The sequence below is a fragment of the Sediminimonas sp. genome (genome assembly GCF_024637375.1).
Classification (GTDB): domain Bacteria; phylum Pseudomonadota; class Alphaproteobacteria; order Rhodobacterales; family Rhodobacteraceae; genus Sediminimonas.
On the sequence record NZ_JAGXFK010000075.1, the window covers coordinates 1 to 25,072 of the forward strand.

Consider the following 25,072-nt stretch of genomic DNA (forward strand, 5'->3'; position numbering starts at 1 on the left):
ACATCCTGTCATGCACCAGAGCTACCGCCGCGAGCTTAACGCGACGCTAACGGCTAAAATCCTTGTTACTCTACACACCTTTCTCACGTAGCAAGATCAGTTCCAGCCGGTTGTTGCGCGGCGACATCGGGTCGCTCACGGCGGGCCGGGCAGCGGCGCCGCCGGTCAGGCGTTCGGCCCGGCGGGGATCGAGGCCGTGCCTTTCCATCAGGCGCCGCAGCGCATCGGCGCGCGCGAAAGACAACCCCCAGCCCGGATAATCCATACGCACCACCGGAACCGCCCGTACATGGCCCACCAGGGCGACGCGGTTTTCCACCAACGCCATGACCCGCGCCAGCATTTGCGCCAATTCCTCCAGAAGGGGCGTCGGCGCATCGATCTCCGGTTCGAACAGCACCGCACCGGGCAGATCGAACAACTCGATGACAAGACCGGCATCGGTGCGGCGCGTGACCACGTGCCTGAGCGCGTTCTCCCGCACCATGCTTTCGCCGCCAAGCCCTTCGAGGGCCATTTCGACGCGGGCCAGGTTTTCGTCTTCGGCGGCGCGGTCTTGCGATGGCCGGCTCGCGGGCGAGGCAAGCTTGCGCGTGCCATCCGACCCGGACCCCATGCGCAGTTGCGTATCGGCCGACAGCAACGTCTCACCCTGCAGCATCGCGTCGCCACCGCCGGAAATGCGGTTGGTGGCAATGGTAGGGCTGAAATAGTCAGCCAGCCCCTTGCGCTGCTTTTCGGTTGTCGCGTTCAACAGCCACATCAGCATGAAAAAGGCCATCATCGCGGTGACGAAATCGGCATAGGCAACTTTCCATGCCCCACCGTGATGGCCACCGCCGGCGATGATCTTTTTCCGCTTGATGATGACTGGCGGCGCATTCGGCTGCGTCCCCATTCCCATCACCTTCAACTCACCCGGTCCCTTGTGTAGCAGCCGCCCGTTAAGGCGCGCTTAACATGTCTCTTTTTAGCAATCCGGGCCTGCCACCGCGCACCTTGAAATCCACGGCGCCATGGCGGCAAACGCGGATTTTTGCTTTGTTTGCAATCCGGCCCGGAGTAGGGAGTCTCGCAAGACGTTGATGCCTGGTGTCAAAACGGAGATCATTTCATGAAGATCGCGATGCTTGGGACAGGATATGTCGGGCTTGTCTCGGGGGTATGCTTTTCGGATTTCGGGCATGACGTTGTTTGCGTCGACCGTATGCCCGGGAAGATCGAAATGCTGGAGCGCGGCGAGGTGCCGATCTACGAGCCCGGGCTCGAGGCGGTGATGGCGCGCAATGTCGCCGCGGGGCGGCTTTCGTTCACAACCGATCTGGCACGCGCGCTTGACGGGGCCGACGCGGTGTTCATCGCCGTGGGCACGCCGACGCGGCGCGGCGACGGGCATGCCGATCTGAGCTACGTGATGGCCGCGGCCGAAGAGATCGCGCGCACCGCGACCGGCTACATCGTCATCGTCATCAAATCGACGGTGCCGGTGGGCACCAATCGCAAGCTCAAACAGGCAGTGAAAAAGGCCAACCCGGAGCTTGATTTCGACGTGGCCTCGAACCCCGAGTTCCTGCGCGAGGGCGCGGCGATCGACGATTTCATGAAACCCGACCGCGTGGTCGTGGGCGTGCAGACCGAGCGCGCAGGCGAGGTCATGGCCGGCATCTATCGTCCGCTTTATCTGCGCGATTTTCCGATCGTCATGACCGACCTGGAATCGGCCGAGATGATCAAGTATGCCGCCAACGCGTTTCTGGCCACCAAGATCAGTTTCATCAACGAGATCGCGGCACTGTGCGAACGCACTGGCGCCGACGTCAAGCAAGTGGCGCGCGGCATGGGAATGGACGGGCGTATCGGCAACAAGTTCTTGCACGCCGGGCCGGGTTACGGCGGGTCGTGCTTTCCCAAAGACACCTCGGCGCTGGCGCGCATCGGGCAGGAACACGGGCTACCGATGCAGATCACCGAGACGGTGATCCGCGTCAACGACGGGGTCAAGACGCGGATGATCGACAAGCTGCTCGACCTTTCCGAGGGCTCCTTCAACGGCAAGATCGTCGCCGTGCTGGGTGTGACCTTCAAGCCCAATACCGACGACATGCGCGCGGCGCCCGCGCTGACCATCGTGCCGGCACTGGTGGGTGGCGGGGCCAAGGTGCGCGTGGTCGACCCGCAGGGAAAACGCGAGGGCGAAGCGCTGCTGCCCGGGGTGGTCTGGCTCGACGACCCGTACAAGGCCGCCCACAACGCCGATCTGCTGGTCATCCTGACCGAATGGAACGAGTTTCGCGCGCTCGATCTCAAACGCCTTGCGCGCAAGATGGCCACCCCGCGCATGGCCGACCTGCGCAACATCTATTCCGCCAAGGATGCCAAACGCGCCGGGTTCGAGGCCTATACCTCGGTCGGACGACCGGGAGTGGCACCGAAAACAAGCTGAGCAACCGCGCCGCTCAGCCCACCTTGCAGGCGGCAAGGATGGCCATGTTGAGGATGTCGTTGACGGTGGCACCGGTCGAACAGATCTGGATCGACTTGTCCACGCCCGACAGGATCGGCCCGATCACCGTGGCGCCGGCCATTTCCTGCATCAGCTTGACAGAAATCGACGCCGAATGCCGCGCCGGCACCACCAGGATGTTGGCCGGCCCGGTCAGGCGCTGAAACGGGTAGGCGTCCTGCGCCTTGACGTTGAGCGCCACATCGACCGTCATCTCGCCCTCGAACTCGAAATCCACGCCGCGTTCTTCCAGCACTTTGGGCGCCATGTGCATCTTTTCGGCGCGCTCCGACACCGGGTAGCCGAAGGTCGAGAAGCTGACGAAGGCCACCCGCGGCTCCAACCCCAGATGCCGCGCAACCGTCGCCGAGCGTTCGGCGATATTGGCAAGATCCTCCTGATCGGGCCATTCATGCACCAGCGTATCGGCAATCAGCACGATCCGGCCCTTGTGCAACAGCGCGGTCACGCCGGCCGCGCCATGGGCGGCGTCCGCGTCGAAGACATAGTTGATGCGTTCAATGACATGCGCCGACTTGCGTGTCGCCCCGGTCACCAGCCCGTCGCCGTGGCCATGCGCCAGCATCAGCGCGGCAAAAACGTGCCGGTCGCGTGCCGCCAGCCTGTGGATATCGTGGCGGTCATGGCCCTTGCGCTGCAAACGGTTGTAGAGGAATTCCTTGTAGGTGGACAGATGGCGGGTGTTGGCGGCGTTGACGACCTCGATCTCGCGCACCGCATCCTTCAGGCCTGCCGCCTCGAGCTTGGCTTTTACGTCCGAATCGCGCCCCACCACCAGCGCCTTGCCCAGCCCCGAGCGCTGATACATCACGGCGGCGCGCAACACGCGCGGGTCGTCGCCTTCGGCAAAGATCATCCGCGCCTGGTTGGCCTTGGCGCGGTTGTTGATGCCGCGCAGGATCGACGCGATCGGATCCATCCGCGACTTCAGCGTCAACTCGTAGGCGTCCATGTCGATGATCGGCCGCCGCGCCGCACCCGTGTGCATACCGGCACGCGCGACGGCGGGCGGAATCCGGTGGATCAGCCGCGGATCGAAGGGCGTCGGAATGATGTAATCGCGCCCGAAAGTCAGGCTACGGCCATAGGCAAGGGCCACCTCGTCGGGCACGTCCTCGCGTGCGATCGCCGCCAGCGCCTCGGCGCAGGCGATTTTCATCTCGTCATTGATGGCGCGCGCATGGATATCCAGCGCGCCGCGGAACAGATAGGGAAAGCCCAGGACGTTGTTCACCTGGTTGGGGTAGTCGCTGCGCCCGGTGGCGACGATGGCATCGGCGCGCACCTCGTGCGCCTCTTCGGGCGTGATCTCGGGGTCGGGGTTGGCCATGGCGAAGATGACCGGGTTTTCGGCCATCGACATAAGCATGTCCTGCGTCACCGCACCCTTGACCGACACGCCCAGGAACACGTCGGCACCGTTCATCGCATCCTCCAGGGTACGCGCCCCGGTTTTTGCGGCATGAGCCGATTTCCACTGGTTCATGCCGTCCTTCCGGCCCTGGTGAATCACGCCCTTGGTGTCGCACAGGATGCAGTTGTCGTGCCGCGCGCCCATGGATTTCAGCAACTCGATACAAGCGATCCCGGCGGCCCCGGCACCGTTGACGACGATGCGCACGTCCTCGATCTTCTTGCCGGACAGGTGAAGCGCGTTGATCAGGCCCGCGGCACAGATCACCGCAGTGCCGTGCTGATCGTCGTGAAAGACGGGGATGTTCATTTCTTCCTTGAGGCGCTGCTCGATGATGAAGCACTCGGGCGCCTTGATATCCTCCAGGTTGATCCCGCCGAAGGTCGGACCCATCAACTTGACCGCGTTGATGATGGCGTCGGGGTCTTCCGAATCCAGCTCGATGTCGATGGCGTTGATGTCGGCGAACCGCTTGAACAGAACCGCCTTGCCCTCCATCACCGGCTTGGAGGCCAGCGCGCCCAGGTTGCCCAGCCCCAGAACAGCGGTGCCGTTGCTGATGACCGCCACCAGGTTGCCCTTGTTGGTGTAGTCGAAGACGGTTTCCGGGGCCTCGGCGATCGCCTCGCAAGGCACCGCGACGCCGGGGGAATAGGCCAGGCTCAGATCGCGCTGCGTCGTCATCGGAACGGTCGCGGTGACCTCGAACTTTCCGGGCGAGGGCTCGAGATGAAAGGCCAGCGCCTCTTCCGGGGTGATCTTTGACTTGGTCATGTCGCGTGCCTGCGTTGCTTGGGTTGCCACCTCTTACCCCGTCACGCGCAGCGCCTCAACCGCGCCGCGATTTCGCGCTTTTCCCGGCGCTGCGCGGTTTGTAAGGTCCGGGCGAAGCTTGGGGGACAATCGTGAGCGCGAACACCGCAAACGTCACGCCGATGATGGCGCAATATCTGGAGATAAAGGCGCAATATCCGCAGGCGCTGTTGTTCTACCGGATGGGCGATTTCTACGAGATGTTCTTCGACGATGCCGCCGCCGCGGCGGCGGCGCTGGATATCGCACTGACAAAGCGCGGCAAGCACGCGGGCGACGATATCCCGATGTGCGGTGTGCCGGTTCACGCGGCCGAGGGCTACCTGCTGACGCTGATCCGCAAGGGATTCCGCGTTGCCGTGTGCGAGCAGATGGAAGACCCGGCCGCAGCAAAGAAACGCGGCGCCAAGTCGGTCGTGCGGCGCGAGGTGGTGCGCCTTGTAACCCCCGGCACCCTGACCGAGGACAGCCTGCTTGAGGCGCGGCGCCACAACTACCTGGCCGCCTATGCCCGGGTGCGTGACGCGGGCGCGCTGGCGTGGGTCGATATCTCGACCGGTGCGTTTCACGTCATGGAACTGCCGCTGGTGCGGCTGGGGCCGGAATTGGCCCGGCTGATGCCGTCCGAGGTATTGCTGCCCGAGGCATTAATCGGCGATCTGGGCGAAACAGTCTCTGATATCGGCGCCGCGCCCACCACGCTGGGCCGCACGTCATTTGACAGCGCCAACGGCGAAAAGCGCCTGCGCGACCTGTTCGGCGTCGAAAGCCTGGATGCCTACGGGCAGTTCGGGCGCGCCGAAGTGGCGGCGATGGGGGCGATCGTGGACTACCTCGACGTCACCCAACGCGGGCGTCTGCCGCTGCTGCGCCCGCCGCAGCGCGAGGCGGCCAGCCGCGTGATGCAGATCGACGCCGCGACGCGCCGCAACCTGGAACTGGCGCAAAGCCTGTCGGGTGGGCGCGCAGGCTCTTTGCTGGCCGCCGTGGACCGCACCCTGACCTCGGCAGGTGCGCGGTTGCTGGAGCGGCGCCTGTCGAGCCCGTCGCAAATGCTGGATGTCATCGCCGAGCGGCTGGATGCACTGCAGTTCATGCTGGAACAGGGTCACATATCGACCCGTTTGCGCGAGGCACTGCGCCGGGTACCCGATCTCGACCGGGCGCTTTCGCGGCTGGGCCTGGATCGCGGTGGTCCGCGCGACCTGGCCGCAATCCGCAGTGGCCTGACGCAGGCCGGGGATATCGCCGGCGTGCTGGCCGATGCCGAGTTGCCCGCGCTGGTGCAGCGGGCGGTGGGCACCCTGACCGGGCACGATGCCCTGCTCGATGTGCTGGATCAGGCCCTTGTCGCCGAGCCGCCGCTGATGGCGCGCGATGGCGGTTTCATCGCGCCGGGGTTCGACGAGGAGCTCGACGAGCTGCGCAAACTGCGCGACGAAGGCCGCGGCGTCATCGCCGGAATGCAACAGGACTATGCCCGGGATACCGGCATTTCCTCGCTCAAGATCAAGCACAACAACGTGCTGGGCTATTTCGTCGAGGTCACCGCGACGCATGCTGACAAGATGCTGTCGCCGCCTTTGTCCGAGACCTTCAAGCACCGGCAGACCACGGCCAACCAGGTGCGGTTCACCACCCCGGACCTGAGCGAGATGGAAACCCGCATCCTGAACGCGGGCGGTCGCGCGCAGGAGATCGAAAAGCGGCTCTATGAAAGCCTGAAAGCACAGGTTCTGGACTGCTCCGGAGCGATTACCGCGGCCGCTGCGGCCCTGGCCGAGATCGACCTGGCGGCGGCCCTGGCCGACCTTGCGCGCGGCGAAGGCTGGTGCCGGCCGCAGGTGGACGACTCGCGCCGGCTCGAAATCGACGGCGGCCGTCACCCGGTGGTGGAACAGGCCCTGAAACACGACGGCGCGCCGTTCGTCGCCAATGACTGCGCGCTTGGCGACGGGGCCGACATCTGGCTTCTGACCGGGCCGAACATGGCCGGCAAATCGACCTTTCTGCGCCAGAACGCGCTGATTGCGCTGCTGGCGCAGATGGGCAGCTACGTACCCGCCGCGCGCGCCCGCATCGGTGTCGTCAGCCAGCTATTCAGCCGTGTCGGTGCCTCGGATGATCTGGCGCGCGGACGGTCCACCTTCATGGTGGAAATGGTCGAAACCGCCGCGATCCTCAACCAGGCCGACGACCGCGCGCTTGTCATACTCGACGAGATCGGGCGCGGCACCGCCACCTATGACGGGCTGTCCATCGCCTGGGCGACGCTGGAACACCTGCACGAGGCTAACCGCTGCCGCGCCCTTTTCGCCACCCATTACCACGAACTGACGGCGCTGGCCGGAAAGCTGGACCGGGTCGAGAACGCCACTGTCACCGTCAAGGAACACGACGGCGAGGTGGTATTCATGCACGAGGTCCGCAAGGGCACCGCCGACCGCTCCTACGGGGTGCAGGTGGCCAAGCTGGCGGGTCTGCCGGCGCCGGTGGTGGCGCGCGCGCGGGTGATCCTCGACAAGCTGGAATCGAGCGAACGCGAAGGTGCCACCGGCCACGAGGCGATCATCGACGATCTGCCGCTGTTTTCCGCCGCACCATCAGCAGCGCAGACGCCATCGCCCCCCGACAGCGCGCCGCCCGTGGTCGAGCGTCTGCGGGCCCTGCATCCCGACGAGATGACCCCGCGCGAGGCGCTGCAGGCGCTTTACGATCTCAAGGATGAGTTGAGCGAGTAACCCTCAGCGCGGCGAGCGCTTGGCCAGGATCCGCTGCAACGTGCGCCTGTGCATGTTCAGTCGCCGGGCGGTTTCGCTGACATTGCGGTCGCACAATTCGTAGACCCGCTGGATGTGTTCCCACCGCACGCGGTCAGCGCTCATCGGGTTTTCGGGCGGCGGCGGCGGGTCGTCTTCGCTGGCCAGCAGGGCATTGGTGATGTCGGTGGCGTCGGCAGGCTTTGACAGGTAATCGGTGGCGCCGATCTTGACGGCGGCAACCGCCGTGGCGATGGCGCCATAGCCCGTCAACACCACGATCCGGCAATCGGGGCGCTTCTCGCGCAGCACCTCGACCACGTCCAGGCCGTTGCCGTCCTCCAGCCGCAGGTCGCACACCGCATAGGCCGGCGGCCGCGCGGTGGCTATGGCCTGCCCCGCCGCGACGGATTGCGCGGTTTCAACCTCGAAACCGCGCCGCTCCATGGCCTTGGCCAACCGCTTGAGAAAAGACTCGTCATCGTCCAGCAAGAGCAAGCTCTTGTCCTCGCCGATATCGTGCTGGTCGATCGCCATGCCTGTACTCCTCAGCCCGCGCGCAGGGTCTTGTCATGGTATCTATAGTGCGGGCGAAAGCGCGTCAAATCCGCACGGTTCAGCGCGCTTCGAGGAAGCATTCGATCCGGTCCGCCATCTGTTCGGGCGGCAGGTCGCGTTTGAAGAACTCGATGAAACCCTCGTTGGGGAACACCAGGTAGCTGAACGTCGAATGATCCATCAAGTAGTAGTCTTCGTTGCCTTCTTCCGGCTCGTTCTTCTTGAAGTAGGTTCTATAGGCCTGGCTCGCCGCCTTTACCTGTTCGGGCGTGCCGGTCAGCCCCACCATCCGCGGGTGCAGGTTGGCGGTGAAATCGTCCAGCAGCTCGGGCGTGTCACGCGCGGGGTCGATCGAGATGAAGACCGGCTTCACGATCTTGCCGCGCTCTTCCAGGATCTCGATCGCCGCGGCGTTGCGCGCGTTGTCCAGCGGGCAGACATCGGGGCAGAAGGAATAACCGAAATACAGCAGCGAGGGCTTGTCTATCACGTCCTTGTCGGTAACGGTCTTGCCGGTTTCATCGACCAGGGTGAATGGGCCACCGATCTGCGACGTGCCGCCGGCCACCTTGGCGGCGCGGCATTGCGCGTACTTGTCGCCGCTGTCGCCGCCCTGGCTGTTCCACAAGACAATTCCGGCAAGCGCGCCGATAAGAAGAACGGCGCCGACGGCGGCGATGATGGCGGCGTTGCGTGTCATGTTCGTGTCTCCTGCCCGGATGGCGTGGTCATTGATCGGTCCGTGGTGCATATTTATGATCCCTGACCGGATTGCAACGGGACGAAGCCGCGCAGATGACAGACACCGATCTCAGCGTTCTCAAGGGACGCCAGCGCGGCAACTGGATTCGCCTGCGCACCATCATCCTGCTGCGCTGGGTCGCGATCGCCGGGCAGCTCGCGGCACTGGCGGTGTCGCAACAGGTCTACAACCTGGCCCTTCCCCTGGTTCCGTGCCTGATGGTGGTGGGCGCCTCGGTGATCGGCAACCTGCTGTCGCTGTTCCTGTTTCCAGAAAACAAGCGCCTGTCCGAGACCGAGAACCTGATGATGGTTCTCTTCGACCTGCTGCAACTGGGCCTTCTGCTCTACCTGACCGGTGGTTTGCACAACCCTTTCTCGATCCTGGTCATCGGTCCGGTGATGGTGTCGGCCTCGGCGCTAAGCCTGCGCTCGACGGTGTTCCTGGGATTGACCGCGATCCTGGTGGTCTCGGTGCTGGCGCAATTTCACCTGCCGCTGCGCACCGAGCAGGGCTTCATCCTGCGCATTCCCGATATCTTTCTGTTCGGAAGTTGGGCCGCGATCGTGATCGCGGTGATTTTCCTCAGTGTCTATGCGCGCCGCGTCGCGGTCGAAATGCATGCCATGTCAGATGCGCTCCAGGCCACGCAACTGGCGCTGGCGCGCGAACAGAAGCTTACCGACCTGGGCGGCGTCGTGGCCGCTGCGGCGCACGAGCTGGGCACACCGCTGGCGACCATCAAGCTGACCAGCGCCGAGTTGATCGAAGATCTCGCCGATCGCCCGGAGCTGCGCGACGACGCCACGCTTATTCGCGACCAGGCGGATCGGTGCCGCGATATCCTGCGGTCGATGGGCCGGGCCGGCAAGGACGACCTTCACCTGCGCACCGCGCCTTTGAGCAGCCTGATCGAGGAAGCCGCAGAGCCGCACAAGGACCGCGGCAAACGCATAAGGTTTCCGCAATCGGGCCCCGACGGCGAGCACGACGCTGGCGCCGGCTGGCCGCCGACGGTAGTGCGCCGCCCCGAGATCATCCACGGCCTGCGCAACCTGATACAGAACGCCGTCGACTTCGCCGCCGCCAATGTCTGGATCGAATCGCAATGGTCGCCCGAACATGTAGTTCTGCGCATCGTCGATGACGGCCCCGGCTTCCCGGCCGACCTGATCGGCCGCATCGGCGACCCGTTCGTTCGCCGCCGGCCCGCGCCGACCGGGCGCCTTTCTCAACGGCCGGGCTACGAAGGCATGGGCCTTGGCCTGTTCATCGCCAAGACGCTTCTGGAACGGTCCGGCGCGACATTGAGCTTCGCCAACGGGTATGATCCTGCCCAGCCGAGATCGGACCAGCCGGAAAAGTGCGGCGCCATCGTCGAGGTCACATGGCCACGCCGAACGATCGAGGCCACGCGCGCCCAGGTCGCGCCGCGCGAACCCAACAGGCCGATCACGCCATGATGGACAGGTGCCGTTTAAGGGTGCCTTAACCAATTTCGGCACAGCATGTCGTGTCCTCACCCCGAAAGGCACCGCATGCCCGACCTGCCCGCTCCCGATCTCCTGGCTGCCGCCGCACTCGGCTGCGTCGCGGCGGCGGCGGTCCTGCTGTTGCTTGCGTGGCGCGAGCACCGCATCACGACCGGCTGGCCCGCCCTTTTGCGCAGTGGCGAAAGCGACATATGCCTGCTGTTCGATGATTGCCGTCTGATCGACGCCACCGGCCCGGCGCGCGAGCTGCTCGATTCCGTTCCGCCAGGTGAATGCGACGACTGGGGCCGCCTGTGTCGTGCGCTCGGCCCACGCTTTTCCGGCTTCCCCGACTCCCCCGACCCGGTGCGCAAGGCCGGGCGCCTGGAAATCGCGGCGGATGCACCGATGGCGCAAGGCCATATCGTGGCTGAGGAAATCCGGGGAGGCGTTCGCGTCAATCTTGTCGATCAGGGGGCCGACAGTCGCGCCTCGGCGGCACAGCGACACCGGATTCATGTGCTGGAAAGCGAGCTTGCAACCCTGCGGATGGCCGTTCAGAACGCGCCGCAGCCTGTTTGGCAGATCTCCGACGCGGACACGGTAACATGGGCGAACAGCGCCTATCGCGCGCTCGCGGCCAAGGCTCTGACCAAGCACGACACCGGTACCGGACCCGGCGTGCAACTCTTCGATCTGCCCGATGCCAAGGGTGGCGAGGTCGCACGGCACCGGGTACCGGTCAGCATCGGGCATGGCGGCGCGGCGCACTGGTTCGATGTCACCTCGATTCGAATTGAAGGCGGAAAAATGAACTACGCCGCCGATGCCAACGCGGTGGTCAACGCCGAAATCGCGCAGCGCAATTTCGTTCAGACGCTGGCCAAGACATTTGCCCAGCTCTCGACCGGGCTGGCGATATTCGATCGTGGTCGGCAACTTGCGCTGTTCAATCCCGCATTGACCGACCTCACCGGCCTTTCGGCGCAATTCCTCAGCGCGCGGCCCAACCTGATGTCGTTTTTCGACGAGTTGCGAGACCGGCAAATGATGCCCGAACCGCGCAGCTACGCTGACTGGCGCGAGGAAATCTCCGAAGTAATCGATGCCGCCGCCGATGGCCGGTATCATGAAACCTGGTCGTTGCCCTCGGGGCTGACCTATCGCGTCACCGGCCGGCCGCACCCCGATGGCGCTATCGCCTTCCTGTTCGAGGACATCAGCGCCGAGGTCGCCTCGACCCGCCGCTACCGGGCACAACTGGAACTTGGCCAATCGATGATGAACCACCTGCAGGAGGCGGTCGCCGTGTTCTCGCCGAGCGGCGTGCTCAGTTTCTGCAATGCGCCCTACTGCCGGCTCTGGGGGATCGACCCCGACAGCAGCCTCGCGGAAATGACGCTCGCTGACTGCATCGACCATTGGAAAGGGCGCTGTCGCACCACGCCCGCATGGGCACGGCTGCAGGCGTTCTTTTCCGACCCCGGCCACGATGCCGCCTGGCAGGCCGAGGTGCACCTGACCGACGGGCAGGCGCTGACCTGCCGGCTGGTGCCCCTGAACCGTGGTGCGACGATGATCGCATTCCAGCGCAAGGCGCTGGCCGAGCCGGCACCGGAGTTGACTCAACTGACGGGCTGAACCCGCTTGCAGGTGTGGCGCGGCACGTTACTCTGCGCCCATGAACCCGTCATCGCGCCATGTCATCATGCCTTCTGCGGCGGCAACGACCGCCCTCGCCGCGTGCCTCGCAAACCGCCTGGTACCGGGCGACGTCGTCTTGCTGTGTGGCCCGATCGGGGCCGGCAAGACGCATTTCGCGCGCGGCCTGATCCAGAGCATCCTCACCGTGCCCGAAGACGTGCCCTCGCCTACCTTCACGCTGGTGCAAACCTATGATACGTGCCGCGGCCCGCTATGGCATGCGGATCTCTACCGCCTTTCCCATCCGGACGATATCGAGGAGTTGGGCCTTGTCGAAGCAATGGCCGAGTCCATCTGCCTGATCGAATGGCCCGACAGGATGGGCTCGCTGTGCCCCGCGGCCGCGCTGTCGCTGGACTTCGCCACCACGCCGGATGACGACGAGGCACGCGACCTCACCCTCTCATGGGAGAGGACGTCGTGGGATGGCCGCCTGGCGGAGTGCCTGCCATGACCGCACGAGATCCTCTTCGCCGACGCTTCCTGACGCAGGCCGGATGGGCCGCCGCCAGCCGCGCACCGCTGGCCGGCGATGCATCCAACCGGCGCTATGAGCGCCTTTCCGCGGGCACGCGGCGCGCCGTTCTCATGGATGCGGCGCCCGACAGCGGCGAGGACATACGCCCATTCCTGCGCATCGCGCGCTTTCTTGCCGCCCATGGCTTCAGCGCCCCGCGGATCCTGGCCGAGGACAGCGACAACGGGTTTCTGCTGCTGGAGGATCTTGGCGATGCGCTGTACGCGCGGGTCGTCGAGGAAAACCCGACGCTCGAAACACCGCTCTACGAGGCCGCAACCGATGTACTGGTGGCGCTGCACCGGCTGGCGCCTCCGCCCGACCTGCCCGCCTATACGCCGGCGCTGATGACCGAGATGTCGGCGCTGGCCTGGCAATGGTATGCCACCGGCGCTGGCCGACCCGACGACACGGCCAAAGAACGGTTTTGCGCTGCGTTCGAGCCGCTTTTGCGTGCATACGCCGGGGAAGCGCCCGTTCTGATCCAGCGCGATTACCACGCCGAAAACCTGATCTGGCTGCCCGAACGCGACGGCGTTGCCCGCGTCGGGTTGCTGGATTTCCAGGATGCGCTGCGCGGCCACCCGGCCTATGACCTGGTCTCGGTCCTGCAAGACGCGCGACGCGACGTTGCGCCGGCGCTCGAACAAGACATGATCGCGCGGTATTGTGCCGCAACCGGGGAGAACAGCGACAGCTTCGCACGCGCCTACCACCTGCTCGGGGCGCAGCGAAACCTGCGCATCCTCGGGGTTTTCGCAAGGCTGTGCCTGCGCGGCGGCAAAGCTCATTACATCGACCTGATCCCCCGCGTATGGGGCCTGTTGCAACGCGACCTGGCCCACCCGGCGCTGGCTTCGGTGCGCACGCTGATCACCGACAGCCTGCCACCGCCGACACGACAGACCCTGCAAAGGCTGAAATCGCGATGCGCGACCACCCAGACGCCGTGATGCTGTTCGCCGCGGGTTTCGGCACCCGCATGCGGCCGCTGACCGATACGCGGCCCAAGCCGCTGATCGAGGTTGCCGGCCGGCCGCTGATCGACCATGCGCTGGCCTTGGCGCAGGACTATGGCGCACGTCGCATCGTGGCCAACCTGCATTACATGGCGGCGATTCTGGCCCAACACCTCGAGGGGCGCGGCGTGGCAGTGTCACACGAGACGCCGGATATCCTCGATACCGGCGGCGGGCTGCGCCAGGCGCTGCCGCTGTTGGGCCCCGGCCCGGTGCTGAGCATGAACACCGACGCGGTCTGGCGCGGGCCCAATCCACTGACCCTGGTCGCCCAAGCCTGGGATCCAGCCCGCATGGATGCGCTGCTATTGTGCCTGCCAGCGGCGCAGGCAACCGGGCACGATGGTTCCGGTGATTTCACCCTCGGGGGGGACGGGCGGCTCGGTCGCGGCGGTGACATGGTCTTTTCCGGCGTGCAGGTGATCGAACCGGCGGTTCTTGCCGATATTCGCGACAGTGCCTTTTCGCTCAACCGGGTGTGGGACATCGCGCTGCAAAACGGCCGCCTGTTCGGCGCGCGCTATACCGGGGAATGGTGCGATGTCGGCCATCCGGGCGGGATTGCGCTGGCCGAATCTATGCTGCGAGGTGGCGATGTTCGATCCTGATAGCGCCCAGGAAGGGCCGAACGTATATGGCATGGATCCGGGCGTGGACTTTCCCGCCGCGCTGGTGGCGGGGCTGCGCGACGCCTATTCCGCTCGCCCGCCTCAGGACCTGGCCCGCCTGCGCCTGATCGTCAACACAAGGCGCATGGCGCGGCGCATTCGCGACCTCTTCGATTCCGGCGCGCCGCTGTTGCTGCCGCGCGTGTCGCTTGTGACCGATCTCGGCGACCTGGCCGGCACCACCCGGGTACCGCCCGCGGTGCCGCCGCTGCGCCGCAAGCTGGAGATCGCGCAACTGGTCGCTGGCCTGCTGGACCGCGAGCCGGACATGGCCCCACGCGCGGCGCTGTTCGACCTGGCCGACAGTCTTTCCGCGCTGCTGGACGAGATGCACGGCGAGGGGGTGTCGCCCGACGCTATCCGCGCGCTGGATGTGTCGGACCAATCAGGGCACTGGGCGCGGGCGCTGCGGTTTCTGGATATCGTCCAGCACTATTTCGACCGCGCCGATACCGCGCCCGATACCGAAACCCGGCTGCGTGTCATCGTCGAGGAGCTCGCCGCCCGCTGGCGGGCTGCGCCGCCGCGCGATCCGATCGTCGTCGCCGGCTCGACCGGGTCACGAGGCACCACCATGCGGCTGATCGAAGCCGTCTCTGCCCTGCCGCAGGGCATGATCGTGTTGCCCGGGTTCGATTTCGATATGCCCGGCGCTGTCTGGGATGACGTGTCGGACCCGATGACAGCCGAGGATCACCCGCAGTTCCGGTTTCGCGTTCTGGCGGATCGTCTTGGTATCAAACCATCACAGGTGCGGCGCTGGCCGGGCATCGCGGCCCCGCGGCCGGCACGCAACGCGGTGGTATCACTGGCGCTGCGTCCCGCCCCGGTGACCGACCAGTGGCTGGCGGAGGGCCCGCGCCTGACCGATATCGCCGGCGCCATGGCGGATGTGACCCTGATCGAGGCGCCCTCGATGCGCGACGAGGCGCTCGCCATCGCCATGCGCCTGCGCCAGGCCGCCGAGGATGGGCGCACCGCGGCGCTCATCACCCCTGACAGGATGCTGTCAAGACAGGTCACCGCGGCGCTTGATCGTTGGCGCATCACGCCCGATGACAGCGCCGGCACGCCGCTGCATTTGTCGCCGCCGGGGCGGTTCCTGCGCCATGTTGCGGCCCTCATGCAGCACGACCTGACGGCCGAGGCGCTGTTGACCTTGCTCTTGCACCCGCTCACCCACTCGGCCGCGGACCGAGGCGCACACATGTTGCATGCCCACGCGCTGGAATTGCACATGCGCCGCCGCGGCATGCCCTTTCCCGAGGCCGGCGCACTACGCAATTGGGCCGCGATTCATTCCGATACCTCGGCGCAGGAGTGGGCGGAATGGGTAGTTCGGTGCTTCACGGGTCAGAAGACTGGCGGCAAGCGGCCACTGGCCGACTGGATCGCCGCCCACATGGCGCTGGCAGAGCACATCGCGCAGGGGCCCGATGGCGAAGGTGCGGGCACGCTTTGGGATGACGCGGCCGGCGAAAAGGCACGTGCGGTGATGGGTGCCCTCGTCGCCGAAGCCGATGCCGGTGGCGCGATGTCAGCAGCGGATTATGCCGACATGATCGGCGCCATCCTGGCCCGCGAAGAGGTACGCGACAGCCGGACACCGCATCCGGGCGTCCTGATCTGGGGCACGCTCGAGGCGCGCGTGCAAGGTGCCGATATACTGATCCTCGGTGGCCTGAACGAAGGTAGCTGGCCCGAGATGGCACCCGCCGACCCCTGGCTGAACCGAAGGATGCGGCACGATGCAGGCCTGTTGTTGCCCGAGCGGCGCATCGGCCTGTCCGCGCATGACTTCCAGCAGGCCATCGCGGCCTCCGAGGTGTGGCTGACACGGTCGATCCGCTCCGACGATGCCAAGACGGTGGCATCGCGGTGGCTCAACAGGTTGGAGAATCTGCTCGGCGGGCTGCCTCGGCAGGGCGGGCAGCAGGCGCTCGACGAAATGCGTGCGCGGGGGAATCTGTGGCTCGACCGGGCCCGACAGATCGAGGCGCCCGGCCAAACCCCGCCCGCTCCACGTCCGTCGCCGCGCCCGCCCGTCGCGGCACGCCCGCGCCGCCTGTCGGTGACCGCGATCAAGCGGTTGATCCGTGACCCGTACGCGATCTACGCCGCGCAGGTGCTGCGGCTCAGGCCGCTCGACCCGCTGATGCGGGCGCCCGATGCGCTGATGCGCGGCATACTCACCCATTCGATCATGGAAACCTTCATGGCAGAGGTGCGCGACGAACGTGACGCACTGAACGCCCATCGGCTTCTTGAAATAGCAGGCACTGTTCTTGCCGAACACGTCCCCTGGCCGGATACGCGCGCACTATGGCGCGCGCGCCTGGGCCGGGTTGCCGAAGGCTTCGTCAGCGACGAGGCGCGGCGCCTGCAGGCGGCTCACCCGGCCGGATTCGAAGTGAAGGGCCGGCGCGACATTGCCGATCTGGGCTTTTCGCTTTCGGCCGAGGCCGACCGCATCGACAGCGCCGATGACGGCACGTTGCGAATTTACGACTACAAGACCGGGCCACCCCCGACCAGGCCGCAGCAAAAGCATTTCGACAAACAGCTACTGCTTGAGGCAGCAATCGCAGAGGCGGGCAGATTCGACGGTATCGCCCCGGCCCGCGTCGCGCATGCTGCCTATATCGGACTTGGCAGCAAACCGGGCGAGCATCCGGCGCCGCTCGACGAAGAACCACCCGCAATCACCTGGGCCCGTTTCGACAAGCTGATCAGGGCCTATTACAGCCCAACACAGGGCTACACCGCCCGCCGTGCCATGTTCAGCGATGCCGACCACAGCGACTACGATCAACTGGCGCGCTTTGGCGAATGGGATGTCACCACGCCCCCCACCCCGCAGGATCTGACATGACCCAACGCGATGAGGCAACCGCGCGCCAGCTTATGGCGGCGCGCCCCGAACGGTCCACCTGGCTGTCGGCCAATGCCGGGTCCGGCAAGACCCGTGTTCTGACCGACCGTGTGGCGCGCCTGTTGCTGAATGGCGTCGATCCGCAGCGCATCCTTTGCCTGACCTATACCAAGGCCGCCGCCAGCGAGATGCAAAACCGCCTGTTTTCGCGGTTGGGCGAATGGGCGATGCTGGAGGATGCCGCGTTGCGCGCCAAACTGGCGGAGCTGGGTCTCGACGATCCGCTTGACGATGCAGCGCTGCGCGGGGCGCGCACCCTGTTCGCCCGTGCGATCGAGACGCCGGGCGGCCTCAAGATTCAAACGATCCACTCGTTCTGTTCGGCCCTGTTGCGGCGGTTTCCGCTTGAATCCGGGGTCAGCCCGCAATTCGCCGAGATGGAGGACCGCGCCGCGGCCCTGTTGCGCGCCGAGGTGGTGCAGGCCATGGCCGGGGGCGCGCATGCGGCGCTGGTCGCCGAGGTGGCCCACTATCATACCGGCAACGATTTCGATGACCTGACCGCCGCCATCGCCAGTGCCCGCGACGCCTTTGCCGAACCCGCCGGGGCCGACGAGATTCGCGGCTGGTTGGGCTTGCCGGCCGACTTCGACCGCGAGGCGCTGCTGGCTTCGGTGTTCCGGGGCGACGAGGCCGATCTCTTGTCACGGATCATCCCGATCATGGCCAAGGGTCGGGTGACCGATGTCACGCATGCCAAGCGCCTCGCGGCCATCACGCCCGGAAGTTTCGATGCGCTCGAAGAAATGGAAGCGATATTTCTTACCAAGGAGAACGCAAAATCGCCGTTTTCGGCCAAGATGGGGTCTTTTCCAACCAAGGATACCACCACCGCACTGGGGCCTCTGATTGACCCGCTGCACGACCTGATGCGCCGCGTCGAGGCCGCGCGCGACGCGCGACTGGGGCTTCTGGCAGCCGAGAAAACCCGGGCCCTGCATCGTTTCGCACACGCCTTCCTGGACGAGTACACGCGGCAAAAATCCCTGCGCGGCTGGCTTGATTTCGACGATCTCATCCTCAAGGCGCGGGCGCTGCTGACCGACCCGGCAGTCGCCGCGTGGGTTCTTTACCGGCTCGATGGCGGCATCGACCACATCCTCGTGGACGAGGCGCAGGATACCAGCCCTGAACAGTGGCGCGTGATCGAGCTGCTGGCACAGGAATTCACCAGCGGGACCGGCGCGCGGCCCGGCACGCCGCGCACCATATTCGTGGTCGGCGACAAGAAACAGTCGATTTATTCCTTTCAAGGCGCCGATCCGCGCGAATTCGACCGCATGCGCACCGAGTTTGCCGCGCGGCTTGAAAACACCGACCAACCGCTTGCCAACCTGCGGCTGGAACATTCCTTTCGCTCGGCGCAGGTTATCCTCGACCTGGTGGATCAATGCTTCGAGGGGCGCCGGGAATCGGGTTTCTCCGCCGAATCCCGCCACCGTGCATTCAAGACCGAGTTACCCGGCCGGGTGGATCTCTGGCCGCTGATCGAGAAGACGGAAACCGACGACGACGGCGACGGCTGGGACGATCCCGTGGACCGCGTCGGCACACGCCACCACATGGTGCAGTTGGGGCAGCGCATCGCGGCCGAGATCCGGCGCATGGTCGATGATAAAGAGCCTGTTCCGGCCGAAAACGACGTACACGCGCTGCATCCCGTGCGCGAGGGCGATATCCTGATTCTGGTGCAGCGTCGCAACATCTTGTTTCACGAGATCATCCGCGCCTGCAAGGAACAGGGCCTGGCCATCGCCGGCGCCGACCGGCTCAAGGTCGGCGGCGAACTGGCGGTGCGCGACCTTGGTGCGTTGATGTCCTTTCTGGCCACGCCCGACGACGATTTGTCGCTCGCGGTGGCGCTGAAATCGCCGCTCCTGGGCTGGTCCGAGGCCGAGTTGTTCGCGCTGGCGCATCCGCGCAAGGCGGGCCTGTGGCAGGAATTGCGCGCGCGCACCCCGGACTATCCCGAAACGGTGGCGATGTTGCGCGACCTCCGCGACCAGACCGATTTCCTGCGTCCCTACGACCTGATCGAGCGCATCCTCACCCGCCATGACGGGCGGCGGCGGCTGATGGCGCGGCTGGGGCCCGAGGCGCAGGATGGCATCGACGCCTTTCTTGCGCAGGCGCTTGCCTACGAGCGCAGCGCCGTGCCCAGCCTCACCGGGTTTCTGCAATGGATGGAAACCGATGATCTGGAGATCAAGCGCCAGATGGACAACGCCGGGAACCGCATCCGGGTGATGACGGTGCACGGCGCGAAGGGCCTGGAATCCCCCGTTGTCATCCTGCCCGATACCGCGCAGCGCAGGCCGCGCGGCGGCGACGCGGTCATGGTCGACGAAGGCCAGGCACTGTGGCGGCCGACGGGAGGCAACCTGCCTGCCCGCCTGCAGCGCGCCGCGGAAAACGACGCCGCACTTGAGCGGGCCGAGCGCGACCGGCTCCTCTACGTCGCCATGACGCGGGCCGAGAAGTGGCTGATCGTCGCCGGCGCGGGCGATCTGGGCAAGAACGGCGAAGCTTGGTTCGAACGGATCGACGCCGCGATGGAGGCGCTTGGTGCCGTGTCGCACGATTATACGTTCGGGCGCGGCAAACGGCTGGAGCGCGGGGAATGGGATGCGCCAGTCACCGCGGAGTCAGGCCCTGATGCGGCCTTGAAAGCCGATTTGCCGTCTTTCTTCCACCATGCGGCCAAGGCGCCGGCGCACCTGGCGACCCCGCTGTCACCGTCCGATCTGGGGGGCCCAAAGGCTCTGCCTGGCGACACGGGCGCCGACGAAGACACCGCCAAGCGGCGTGGGCGGCAGGTTCACCTGCTACTCGAACACCTGCCGGTGATACCGCCGGACGAATGGAACGATGCCGCCGAGCGCCTGCTTTCGGGCGGCGCCGATGGCGCCGATGCGGGCGAAATCGCCGCGGCGCTGGGTGCGGCACGACGGGTGCTTGCCGACCCGGACTGCCGGTTCCTGTTCGACTCTGACGCTCTGGCCGAGGTGCCGGTCTCCGCCAACCTCGCTGCGCTTGGCGGGCGCCGTGTGCACGGCGTCATCGACCGCCTGATCGTCTGGCCCGACCGCGTTCTGGTGGTGGATTTCAAGACCAATGCCCAAGTCCCCGCCAGCGCCGAAGATGCGCCCGACGCGCTGCTGCGCCAGATGGGCGCCTACGCGGCGGCGCTGACACCCATATTTCCGGGGCGGCGAATCGACACGGCCATCCTGTGGACAGCCGCGCCGCTGCTCATGCCGCTGCCGCACGATCTTGTGACCGCGGCCTTGGCGCGCGCCGAGTTCGCTTGATTCTTGTCAGGCACCTGCCTAGGTTCGCAACCAACCAACCTTCCCAGACAGGAGAAACCCTATGGCCACCGTTTCCGTGACTGACGACACATTCGACACCGAAGTCAGGAATTCCGACATTCCCGTGGTGGTGGATTTCTGGGCCGAATGGTGCGGCCCCTGCAAGCAGATCGGCCCAGCGCTGGAAGAAATCGCCACCGAGATGAACGGCAAGGTCAAGGTCGCCAAGGTCGATGTGGATTCCAACCCCAATACCGCCACCTCGCTGGGCATCCGGGGCATCCCGGCGCTGTTCATCTTCAAGAACGGTGAAGTCGTGTCGAACCGTGCCGGCGCCGCGCCGAAAGCCGCGCTGCAAAGCTGGATCGAAGAAAGCATCTGATCCGGACGCGCAATGCGCCGAAGAATTGAAGGGGCGTCCCGGTCGGGGCGCCTCTAATGCATTCGAGAACGCTCAAACCGGCCAGCCGGCGCGGCGCATCGCATCGGCGATCTTGTCGGGGGCCTCCGCGCGGCCGGCATTGATCGCCATCACCTGCCAGAACCACCAGATATAGCCGGCGAAATCGGGTTGCATTCGCGTCGCCGCATCAAAAGCGCCGTCGATGCCCAGATCGGCCACGTTCGCGGCGATGTGGTGGAAATCCGTGCGCCCGAACAGCACCGCAGGTTTGTCGAAAAAGAACCCGTTGAAGGCGGCGGACGAGTTTTGCGTCACCACCAGGTCGCAGCAGGGCAACAGCGCCTCCATCTCGCCGGTGCGCAGCTCCAGTTGCGGATGCGTGGCGCCAAGTTGCTCCAGCGCCGCCATTTCGGTGAGCGAATAGCTCTCCCTGGGGTGGAGCGCGGCAATCACGCGGCGCCCCTCGGCACGGGCCAGCGCATGGGCCAGCATTTCCAGCGGCGTGCAGGTCTGGAATGTGCGCTGTTCGTCCAGGCGCCCCTGCAGCGGCACGTAGATCACCCCGGCCGGGGGGGTTACAGGCGGCGCATCGCCAAAAAGCCGCCTGCGCCAGTAGTGCGCGAACCTGTCGGCGGCAGCGCGGTCAACGCTATCGGGATCGAACCGCGCCCGCGCCACGCGCCATTCCCAGCGCCGCGCGCTAGGCTCGATGGCCCAGAACGGATAATGATAAACCCGCCGCATGGTCAGTGCCCGGTCGTGAAACGGATCAGCCATGTGAAACATCGCATAACCGCGGCGCATGGCCGATTTCATCCGCTCAGTCTCGGTATCGCGCTTGAACTCGACACGAAAGCCCGCCGCCCTGGCCACCTCGGCCACCTGGCCGATGAAATTGTGGCGGCCCGCCTCGGCACTGCGTTTCAGGCCGGGGTCGAGGTAGAACCGCAGGATGCGCGCCTGTGCCATCGCGACAGTGGTATCGCCGCCCGCCCGCCCGGGCAAGGCAATCCCTTGTGCCCGCTTGCCGATGCTTCCATATAGGCGCGAGTTACAGGAGGCCCGCACATGAGCGATACCGTATTTCCCGGCTGGCACGGCACCACCATTATCGCCGTCCGCAAGGGGGGCGAGGTTGTCGTCGCAGGCGACGGGCAGGTCAGCCTTGGACAGACGGTGATCAAGGGCAGCGCCCGCAAGGTCCGCAGGCTCAGCCCCGGCGGATACGACGTTGTGGCCGGTTTCGCCGGGTCGACGGCGGATGCCTTCACCCTGCTGGAGCGGCTAGAGGCCAAGCTTGAGGCGACGCCGGGACAGTTGCAGCGCGCCTGCGTCGACCTGGCCAAGGACTGGCGCACCGACAAGTACCTGCAGAAACTGGAGGCGATGCTGATCGTCACCGACGGCGATCAGCTTTACGTGATCACCGGCGCCGGCGACGTGCTGGAGCCCGAACACGACGTCGCCGCGATCGGATCGGGCGGCAATTTCGCCCTGGCCGCCGCGCGCGGCATGATCGACAGCGACCGCGACGCCGAACATACAGCCCGCGCAGCCATGGCCATCGCCGCCGATATCTGCGTCTACACCAACGGCAACCTGACGGTGGAGAAGATTTCCAAATGACCGACCTGACCCCGCGCGAGATCGTCTCGGAGCTCGACCGCTTCATCATCGGGCAGAAAGAAGCCAAGCGCGCCACCGCCGTGGCGCTGCGCAACCGCTGGCGGCGCAAGCAGTTGGCGGATGATCTGCGCGACGAGGTCTACCCCAAGAACATCCTGATGATCGGCCCCACCGGCGTCGGCAAGACGGAAATCAGCCGCCGTCTGGCCAAGCTGGCACGGGCGCCGTTCATCAAGGTCGAGGCGACCAAGTTCACCGAGGTGGGGTACGTGGGCCGCGACGTCGAACAGATCATCCGCGACCTGGTAGACAGCGCCATCGCCATGACCCGCGAACAGATGCGCGAAGAGGTCCGCGCCGCCGCTCACAAGGCGGCCGAGGATCGCGTCATTACCGCCATCGCCGGCGAGGACGCGCGCGAGGCCACGCGCGAGATGTTCCGCCGCAAGCTGCACGCCGGCGAGCTGGACGATACCGAGATCGAATTGGACGTCGCCGACAGCTCCAACCCGATGCCGATGATGGACATCCCCGGCCAGCCCGGTGGCCAGATGGGCATGATGAACTTGGGCGATCTGTTCGGCAAGGCATTCGGCGGGCGCACCACCCGCAAGCGCGTCAAGGTGGCCGACAGCCACAATTTGCTGGTCGGCGAAGAGGCCGACAAGCTGCTGGACGACGAGGCCGTGACCCGCAACGCGGTTTCGTCGGTCGAGGAAAACGGCATCGTGTTCCTGGACGAAATCGACAAGGTCTGCGCCAAATCCGAAGCGCGCGGCGGCGACGTGTCGCGCGAGGGTGTGCAGCGCGACCTGCTGCCGCTGATCGAGGGCACGACCGTTTCCACCAAGCACGGCCCGGTCAAGACCGACCACATTCTTTTCATCGCGTCGGGCGCGTTCCACATCGCCAAGCCGTCCGACCTGCTGCCCGAATTGCAGGGGCGCCTGCCCATCCGGGTGGAGTTGCGGGCGTTGACGGAAGCTGATTTCGTTCGCATCCTGACCGAGACCGACAACGCGCTGACGCGCCAGTACACCGCGCTGATGGGCACCGAGGAAGTGACCGTCACCTTCACCGAGGACGGCATCGCCGCGCTGGCGGGCATCGCGGCGCAGGTCAACCAGTCGGTCGAGAATATCGGCGCACGCCGGCTCTACACGGTCATGGAGCGTGTATTCGAGGAATTGAGCTTCACCGCCCCCGACCGCCAGGGCGAAGAAATCGTCGTCGACCGTGGCTTCGTGGACGCAAACCTTGGCGAACTGGCGAAATCGGCGGACCTGAGCCGCTATGTTCTCTAGCCTTGGACACGCTGCCGCGCTAAACGGGAGGGGAATGACCCTCTGACGGGAAACGGTGACGTGCTGCGAAAATCGCTGATCCTTGTGGCACTCCTGCTACTGGCGGCTTGCGTCGACCGCACCCGCGCGCCGGTCATGCCCGCGGCCGCAGAGATAGGCACAGTGCAGCCGGTGCTGACCGCAACGTTGCGCAAGCCCGACCCGGAAACGGGCTGGTTCGGGGCGGGGCGCGCCGACAAGTTGCGCTTTCTGGCGCTCGATGTCTCGATTCCGCCCGAACACCGCAAGGGCCGGATCAGCAACGGATTCGACAATCCCGACCCGCGGCGCGATTTCACTATCTCCGCACGCGAAGACCTGCCCACGCAGGACGAATTCCTGGCTCGGCTGGGCGATGCCATCGCGCAGAAGCCCGCAGACGCGCGCGATATCGTCCTTTATGTGCACGGCTACAACAACACCTTCTTCGATGGCGTCTACCGCACCGCGCAAATCGCGCATGATTTCGACCTGCCCGGCGTCGCCGTTCATTATTCATGGCCCAGCGCCGCCAACCCGCTGGGCTATACCTATGACCGCGACAGCACACTGTTCGCACGCGATGGTTTTGAGCGCCTGCTGCGCGCCCTGGCGCGACGGACGGATGGGCAGGTCGTGGTGGTGGGGCATTCGCTGGGCACGATGCTGGTGATGGAAACGCTGCGCCAGATCGACATCGCCGACCCCGGCTGGTCGCAACAGCAAATCGGCGGCGTCCTGCTAATCTCGCCGGACCTCGACATCGAATTGTTCAAGACGCAGGCCGACAGGCTGGCCGGCCTGCCGCAGCCCTTTGCCATCTTCGTGTCGTCGCGCGACCGGGCGCTACAACTGTCGGCGCGCATCAATGGCGCGGCGAACCGACTTGGCAACCTGGCCGACCCTGAGGTGCTGTCCGAGTATCCGGTCACGTTGATCGACGTATCGGAATTCACCACGCTTGCGCGCGGCGGGCATTTCACGGTGGGGACGTCGCCGGTGCTGATTTCGCTGCTCAACCAGAGCGGTCAGTTGCGCAACGCCTTCCAGAAGGATCGCGCGGCACAGGCCGGGCTGCTGCCCGGCACCGCGATCACTGTCAAGAACGCAACGCAGTTGATCCTGTCCCCGCACCTGATCCTGCAGAACTAGTGTTTGCCACCTGACATAAGATACCCCATAAAAGCAGGTATCGGACACTTGTTTGGCATCCTTGAGCGAGACGGTCAGATGGTGGGTTCGAGCGCTTTACGCCGGATCAGGCCGGCGCGGTATTGGCGGCGAGTGG

18 protein-coding genes are annotated in these 25,072 nt (G+C 65.7%); 13 read left to right on the top strand and 5 right to left on the bottom strand.

The features are described from left to right. Positions 1-70: 70 nt before the first annotated feature. Positions 71-898 (bottom strand): flagellar motor protein MotB, encoded by an 828-nt coding sequence (locus Q0L89_RS12030; RefSeq protein WP_296765401.1) that lies wholly within the window; start codon positions 896-898, stop codon positions 71-73. Positions 899-1,114: 216 nt separating this feature from the next. Here Q0L89_RS12030 and Q0L89_RS12035 point away from each other — a divergent pair, with 216 nt between their 5' ends. Further along, positions 1,115-2,443, top strand: a complete 1,329-nt coding sequence (locus Q0L89_RS12035) for a UDP-glucose/GDP-mannose dehydrogenase family protein (RefSeq protein WP_296765403.1) — start codon at positions 1,115-1,117, stop codon at positions 2,441-2,443. Between the two features lie 13 nt (positions 2,444-2,456). On the opposite strand, the gene Q0L89_RS12040 is transcribed toward Q0L89_RS12035, so the two are convergent. After that, the gene (locus Q0L89_RS12040) at positions 2,457-4,712 is read right to left on the bottom strand and encodes an NADP-dependent malic enzyme (protein ID WP_296765440.1); all 2,256 of its coding nucleotides are present in this window, start codon (positions 4,710-4,712) and stop codon (positions 2,457-2,459) included. A 161-nt stretch (positions 4,713-4,873) separates the two neighbouring features. On the opposite strand from Q0L89_RS12040, the gene mutS reads away from it, so the two are divergent. Beyond that, complete coding sequence (gene mutS / locus Q0L89_RS12045; protein ID WP_296765443.1) at positions 4,874-7,492, top strand: DNA mismatch repair protein MutS; 2,619 nt, start codon at positions 4,874-4,876, stop codon at positions 7,490-7,492. A gap of 3 nt (positions 7,493-7,495) precedes the next feature. On the opposite strand, the gene Q0L89_RS12050 is transcribed toward mutS, so the two are convergent. Together Q0L89_RS12050 and Q0L89_RS12055 are read right to left on the bottom strand one after the other, a co-directional pair. Further along, positions 7,496-8,047, bottom strand: a complete 552-nt coding sequence (locus tag Q0L89_RS12050) for an ActR/PrrA/RegA family redox response regulator transcription factor (RefSeq protein WP_296765406.1) — start codon at positions 8,045-8,047, stop codon at positions 7,496-7,498. A 79-nt stretch (positions 8,048-8,126) separates the two neighbouring features. After that, positions 8,127-8,768: an SCO family protein gene (locus tag Q0L89_RS12055; RefSeq protein WP_296765408.1), complete on the bottom strand. Its 642-nt coding sequence runs from the start codon at positions 8,766-8,768 to the stop codon at positions 8,127-8,129. A 95-nt stretch (positions 8,769-8,863) separates the two neighbouring features. On the opposite strand from Q0L89_RS12055, the gene regB reads away from it, so the two are divergent. From regB to trxA, 8 genes are all read left to right on the top strand, one after another. Beyond that, positions 8,864-10,273 (top strand): sensor histidine kinase RegB, encoded by a 1,410-nt coding sequence (gene regB / locus Q0L89_RS12060; protein ID WP_296765411.1) that lies wholly within the window; start codon positions 8,864-8,866, stop codon positions 10,271-10,273. 75 nt (positions 10,274-10,348) lie between these two features. Then, positions 10,349-11,923: a PAS-domain containing protein gene (locus tag Q0L89_RS12065; RefSeq protein ID WP_296765413.1), complete on the top strand. Its 1,575-nt coding sequence runs from the start codon at positions 10,349-10,351 to the stop codon at positions 11,921-11,923. Positions 11,924-11,963: 40 nt separating this feature from the next. Beyond that, a complete protein-coding gene (gene tsaE / locus Q0L89_RS12070) occupies positions 11,964-12,440 on the top strand; it encodes a tRNA (adenosine(37)-N6)-threonylcarbamoyltransferase complex ATPase subunit type 1 TsaE (protein WP_296765416.1) in 477 nt (158 codons plus the stop codon). Further along, positions 12,437-13,456, top strand: a complete 1,020-nt coding sequence (locus Q0L89_RS12075) for a phosphotransferase (protein ID WP_296765418.1) — start codon at positions 12,437-12,439, stop codon at positions 13,454-13,456. Before tsaE ends, Q0L89_RS12075 begins: the two co-directional genes overlap by 4 nt. Next, positions 13,432-14,130: a nucleotidyltransferase family protein gene (locus tag Q0L89_RS12080; protein ID WP_296765421.1), complete on the top strand. Its 699-nt coding sequence runs from the start codon at positions 13,432-13,434 to the stop codon at positions 14,128-14,130. The genes Q0L89_RS12075 and Q0L89_RS12080 overlap by 25 nt, the downstream gene beginning before the upstream one ends. After that, a complete protein-coding gene (gene addB, locus Q0L89_RS12085; RefSeq protein ID WP_296765423.1) occupies positions 14,117-17,062 on the top strand; it encodes a double-strand break repair protein AddB in 2,946 nt (981 codons plus the stop codon). Before Q0L89_RS12080 ends, addB begins: the two co-directional genes overlap by 14 nt. After that, complete coding sequence (gene addA, locus Q0L89_RS12090) at positions 17,059-20,433, top strand: double-strand break repair helicase AddA (protein ID WP_296765425.1); 3,375 nt, start codon at positions 17,059-17,061, stop codon at positions 20,431-20,433. Before addB ends, addA begins: the two co-directional genes overlap by 4 nt. Positions 20,434-20,494: 61 nt before the next feature. Next, entirely contained in the window at positions 20,495-20,815 is a 321-nt protein-coding gene (gene trxA, locus Q0L89_RS12095) for a thioredoxin (RefSeq protein ID WP_296765427.1), read from the top strand. A gap of 72 nt (positions 20,816-20,887) precedes the next feature. Here trxA and Q0L89_RS12100 read toward each other — a convergent pair whose 3' ends face one another. Further along, positions 20,888-21,805, bottom strand: a complete 918-nt coding sequence (locus Q0L89_RS12100) for a hypothetical protein (RefSeq protein WP_296765430.1) — start codon at positions 21,803-21,805, stop codon at positions 20,888-20,890. A 99-nt stretch (positions 21,806-21,904) separates the two neighbouring features. Here Q0L89_RS12100 and hslV point away from each other — a divergent pair, with 99 nt between their 5' ends. Genes hslV through Q0L89_RS12115 form a run of 3 tightly spaced genes read left to right on the top strand, consistent with a single transcriptional unit; the run spans position 21,905 to position 24,936 of the window. Next, complete coding sequence (gene hslV / locus Q0L89_RS12105; protein WP_296765432.1) at positions 21,905-22,462, top strand: ATP-dependent protease subunit HslV; 558 nt, start codon at positions 21,905-21,907, stop codon at positions 22,460-22,462. Further along, on the top strand, positions 22,459-23,766 hold the full coding sequence (gene hslU / locus Q0L89_RS12110; protein WP_296765435.1) for an ATP-dependent protease ATPase subunit HslU: 1,308 nt from the start codon (positions 22,459-22,461) through the stop codon (positions 23,764-23,766). The genes hslV and hslU overlap by 4 nt, the downstream gene beginning before the upstream one ends. A 60-nt stretch (positions 23,767-23,826) precedes the next feature. Then, positions 23,827-24,936 carry an alpha/beta fold hydrolase gene (locus tag Q0L89_RS12115; protein ID WP_296765437.1) on the top strand — a complete coding sequence of 370 codons (1,110 nt, stop codon included), beginning with the start codon at positions 23,827-23,829 and terminating at the stop codon, positions 24,934-24,936. Positions 24,937-25,072: the final 136 nt, after the last annotated feature.